At 28.8% G+C, this 5,001-nt stretch carries 2 protein-coding genes and 1 pseudogene; 2 read left to right on the forward strand and 1 reads right to left on the reverse strand.

The window, feature by feature from the left end:
* Positions 1 to 245: pseudogene (locus tag MBFIL_RS02570) on the reverse strand (hypothetical protein); the annotation flags it as partial.
* A 216-nt stretch (positions 246 to 461) separates the two neighbouring features.
* On the opposite strand from MBFIL_RS02570, the gene MBFIL_RS02575 reads away from it, so the two are divergent.
* Complete coding sequence (locus tag MBFIL_RS02575) at positions 462 to 3,920, forward strand: beta strand repeat-containing protein (RefSeq protein ID WP_066971203.1); 3,459 nt, start codon at positions 462 to 464, stop codon at positions 3,918 to 3,920.
* A 627-nt stretch (positions 3,921 to 4,547) separates the two neighbouring features.
* Entirely contained in the window at positions 4,548 to 4,736 is a 189-nt protein-coding gene (locus MBFIL_RS10470) for a hypothetical protein (RefSeq protein ID WP_157078623.1), read from the forward strand.
* Positions 4,737 to 5,001: the final 265 nt, after the last annotated feature.

Below are 5,001 nucleotides of genomic sequence, written 5' to 3' on the forward strand. Positions count from 1 at the left end.
GCCTTTTCAAGTTTACGACCAGACCTTATACCATCAATCTGACCCATAAGAATATTTCTAGCAAGCATTCTCCTAGAATAAGCTTTCTTACCTGGAGTATCAGCATATTTAGAATGCAAATCACCAAAATCATACCGACTAACCAATTCCTCAATAAAAAAACAAATATGATTATCTGGAATAAAGTCCCTCAAATTTAAAGGAAGTAAAAACACCTGACCAATACTATCTTCATGCAAAACCATAAACACCAACTCAACAAAAACTAAAAAACATTAATACTATATTACACCCCATAATATTTAAAACTAAGCATAACTAAAAAGAATCAAAAAATAATTATTGCACAGCCAATCAAATAATAAAAAAATAGTTTTAAAATAGTTTTAAAATAGTTTTAAAATAGTTTTAAAATAGTTTTAAAATAAATTTTTAAATAGTTTTAAAAAGGGGCTATGAGGATGAAGAATAATAAGTTTAGTATGCTTCATAAAAGAAAAAAGACTACGAATAATAAAAAGATCATGAATAATAAAAATAAGATTAATAAGATTATTATATCAATATTAATATTGTTTGTATTATCCATATCTATTACAAGTGTCAGTGCTGCAGCAGATGTATATGTATCCACTTCTGGATCAGATTCAGCTTCAGGAGATATAAGTACACCTAAAGCAACATTAAAAAATGCTACCTCTACAGTAAATAATGGTGGTAATGTATATCTTAAAAATGGAACATACACAGGAACAGGTAATATAAATATAGGAATATCTAAAAATTTAAATTATATTGGGGAATCTAGAGATGGAGTTATAATAGATGCAAATAAAGCAGGTTACATCTTCGATGTAAAGTCTGGATATAAAGTAACTTTCATAAATATAACTTTTAAAAATGCTATTGCTTCACAACATCATAGTGGTCCTGGAGGCATTGGTGCTGCTATTTACAATTATGGAACAGTAAATGTAACAAATTGTAATTTTATTAACAACACTGCTGTTGATGGTGGAGCTATTTCTAACCATGGCAGTTTTAGTGTAACCAACTCTAATTTTATAAACAATAATGCAATTAATGTTAGTTCAGGTTTTAATAATTATGGTGGTGCTATTTATAATTTTGGTAAGTTTAATGTGACTGACTCTAATTTCACAAATAATAGTGCTATTTGTGGTGGTGCTATTTATAGTCGTGGTAGTTTTAATGTGAGTAATTCTAATTTCATAGGTAATATTGCTACTGACATTATTCATAATACTAGTAGTAATGGTGGTTATGGTGGTGCTATTGCTCATGATGGTACTACTTTCACTGTAATTAATTCTAATTTTACAAATAATGCTGCTAATTCTCAGGCTGGTGCTATTAATAATTATGATAATTTTTATCCTAGTACTAATAATTTCACTGTGATTAACTCTATTTTCACAGGTAATTGGGTTTATAATACTAATCGTTATGGTGGTGCTATTCTTAGTGATGGTAGGCTTAGTGTGATTAACTCTAATTTCACAGATAATAATGCTACTATTGGTGGTGCTATTTCTAATGGAGGTATTCTTAATGTGGAGTCTTCTAATTTCATTAGCAATGGTAACAAAAATGGTATTGCTGATAGTACTATTTCTCATGATGGTCCTAGTCTCATTGTAAAGTATTCTAATTTTCTAGATAACGAAGGTGGGATATACAGTAGAGGTAGAGGCAATACAGTTCTGAATTATAATCGTTTCTATTCAAACGGTGATTATTCTTTGAAGGCTGGGGGAAATGTTGATGCTAATTTTAATTGGTGGGGTGAAAATTCCAATCCAATTAATACCTCTGTTTACAATGAAGGAGGCAAACTTAATCTAACTTATTGGTATGTATTAGAATTATCTTTGAATAACACATTTAAAACACATGTAAATGCAACAAAAGATTATAATTTTAGTCAATATGCTAATTTAACTTATTCTTTAGCATTAAATACTCCAACACCTAATAATGCAACCTTATTGCCTTACTTTAAAGTGACTGTTTTGCTTAAAAACAAAACTGGTGTTGTTAATAATGTAACTAAGGACGTTAGAACAACTAATTTAAGCTATGAAGTTGCTATTAGTAGTTTAAACAATTTATATTCAATTAATGCTTTATCTGATGGTGAAGATGTTATATTGTCTATTAACGGTAAAGTAGGAAATCATACTGTTAATGTGGGGATTGTAAAAGTAGCTAATACAACACTTAATCCTCATGTAGGAGATAATGTATCCTATAAAATAACTGTGACTAATAACGGGGCAAATGATGCTAGCGGTGTTATTGTCACAGAAAACATTGATTATAACAAACTAAAATTAAATAATTTCAATACAACTAAAGGAACCTATGATAATAAGACAGGAATATGGTATGTAGGTAATTTAAGAGCTGGTGAAACTGCAATATTATCAATAAATGCTACATTTATTGCAAAAGGGACTGTAACCAATAGTGTAAATCTAACCACAGATCAAAACAATGCAAATAATAAAACTGGTGATTCAGTAACCCTCAATGTAACAGATGCTAATAAATCAGTTAATGTTAATATTGTTAAGGTAGCAAATGCAAGTGTTGCGAATGTTGGTGATACTGTTGTTTATACTATTGTTGTGTCTAATAATGGTTTGAATGGTGCTACTGGTGTGGTTGTGACTGATGGTTTGGATTATAGTAAGTTGCAGTTTGTTAGTGCTAGTAATGCTTCTTATGATTCTGTTACTGGTAAGTGGAATGTTGGTAATTTGGCTGCTGGTAAGTCTTTGAGTTTAAATATTACTGTTCTTGTTATTGGTACTGGGAGTATTGTGAATGTTGCGAATGTAACTACTAATGAAAATAATGTTGGTAATCCTAGAGATAATGTGACTTTCACGTCAAATGGGTCTGTTAATGTTAATATTGTTAAGGTAGCAAATGCAAGTGTTGCGAATGTTGGTGATACTGTTGTTTATACTATTGTTGTGTCTAATAATGGTTTGAATGGTGCTACTGGTGTGGTTGTGACTGATGGTTTGGATTATAGTAAGTTGCAGTTTGTTAGTGCTAGTAATGCTTCTTATGATTCTGTTACTGGTAGGTGGAATGTTGGTAGTTTGGCTGCTGGTAAGTCTTTGAGTTTGAATATTACTGTTCTTGTTATTGGTACTGGGAGTATTGTGAATGTTGCGAATGTAACTACTAATGAAAATAATGCTGGTAATCCTAGAGATAATGTGACTTTCACGTCAAATGGGTCTGTTAATGTTAATATTGTTAAGGTAGCAAATGCAAGTGTTGCGAATGTTGGTGATGCTGTTGTTTATACTATTGTTGTGTCTAATGTTGGTTCGATTGGTGCTACTGGTGTGGTTGTGACTGATGGTTTGGATTATGGTAAATTGCAGTTTGTTAGTGCTAGTAATGCTTCTTATGATTCTGTTACTGGTAGGTGGAATGTTGGTAGTTTGGCTGCTGGTAATTCTTTGAGTTTGAATATTACTGTTCTTGTTACTGGTGCTGGGAGTATTGTGAATGTTGCGAATGTAACTACTAATGAAAATAATGTTGGTAATCCTAATGATATTGTTACAATTAATAGTGTTAATAGTACACCTAACCATAATACTGAAAAAGAGAATGTTACTACTAATGTTACAGTTAACGATACACCTAAATCTAATCCTAAAATAGTTGCTGCTCAAGAAATAACTATTCCTGAAGGATCTGATGATCAAAAAAATAATTCTGAAGTTAAAGAACCCACTGAAAATATTTCGAAAGCTAAGGCAGCTATGAAAAAAACAGGTGTTCCCTTAACATTAGTAATAATTATAATATCTATTATCATTTTAGCCATTGTAATTAGGAATACATTTAACAAAAAAACACTTAACAAATAAGGAAATGATTTAATAAAAATAACAAGATTATTATATTAATCTTATTTGTATTATCCATATACATTACAGTTGTCAGTGCATCAGATGTATAATTTGTCGAAATATTGTATAATGTACAAAAGAATTGTAATGGAAGGGTAATATATTATATATTTTTATTTTATATAAAACGAATTTTATGCTATTTATTAAAATAATACTCTTAATATAACTATTTTTATTATTAATTTGCCAATGAATATTTTAATATTTGACAAAATTTTTTCTATTTGATAATATTATCTATCTTTTAAGTGATTATTTAAGGATATTAATTAAAATTAACCTTTATTTGAATATATAATTGTTAAAACTATTAATGTAGGTAAATTTTGTTAATTTTTAAATAACACTAATAAAAACACAGATGTTTCAAATCATGTGAATCCTAAAAATTCAACTACAAGTGTAGGTGAAAACAACAGGTATTCCACTAATATCTATTATACTCATTTTAAGTTTATTTGATTTAATTTCATTTAAAAGAAAAGAATAAGTTAATTTTATACAATAACAGTGATATTGTTAATATTTTAGGAATAGTAGTGCTAATATTACATTAATTCCTCCTGGCTCAATTAACATGACATGATTACTGTTAATAGTACTGATGTTAATAATAGTATTACTTTAGAGTTGGAACATATGCTGGAGTGGATTATAATAATAGCTAGGGTTCCTTATTCTATAATATATAATCACGGATTATATTATATGTTTAGAGATAGGAGGAAATACAACACCCTTGAAAACAGAAAGAAAATTCCAATTAAATAATTAATATTTGTAAAAACATATTAGCACAAATTATTTATAATTTATCGGCATAGTCAAGTAGGTTACTGATTTTGGTATTTATTTTCTGTGGGCTTGTTTTAGGCTGAACACGATTCATATGTGATAATTATTTGTTAGTAGTTCATTAATCCATTTATTCATTGATTCTTCAAATTTTTCATCTGATTTTTTCTTTCTATATTCATATTTAAGATATATTCTTTTTTCTGATCCTTCCATAATGTGCATTCTTCTCTTTACATGT

The organism is Methanobrevibacter filiformis, assembly GCF_001639265.1.
GTDB classification, from domain to species: domain Archaea; phylum Methanobacteriota; class Methanobacteria; order Methanobacteriales; family Methanobacteriaceae; genus Methanacia; species Methanacia filiformis.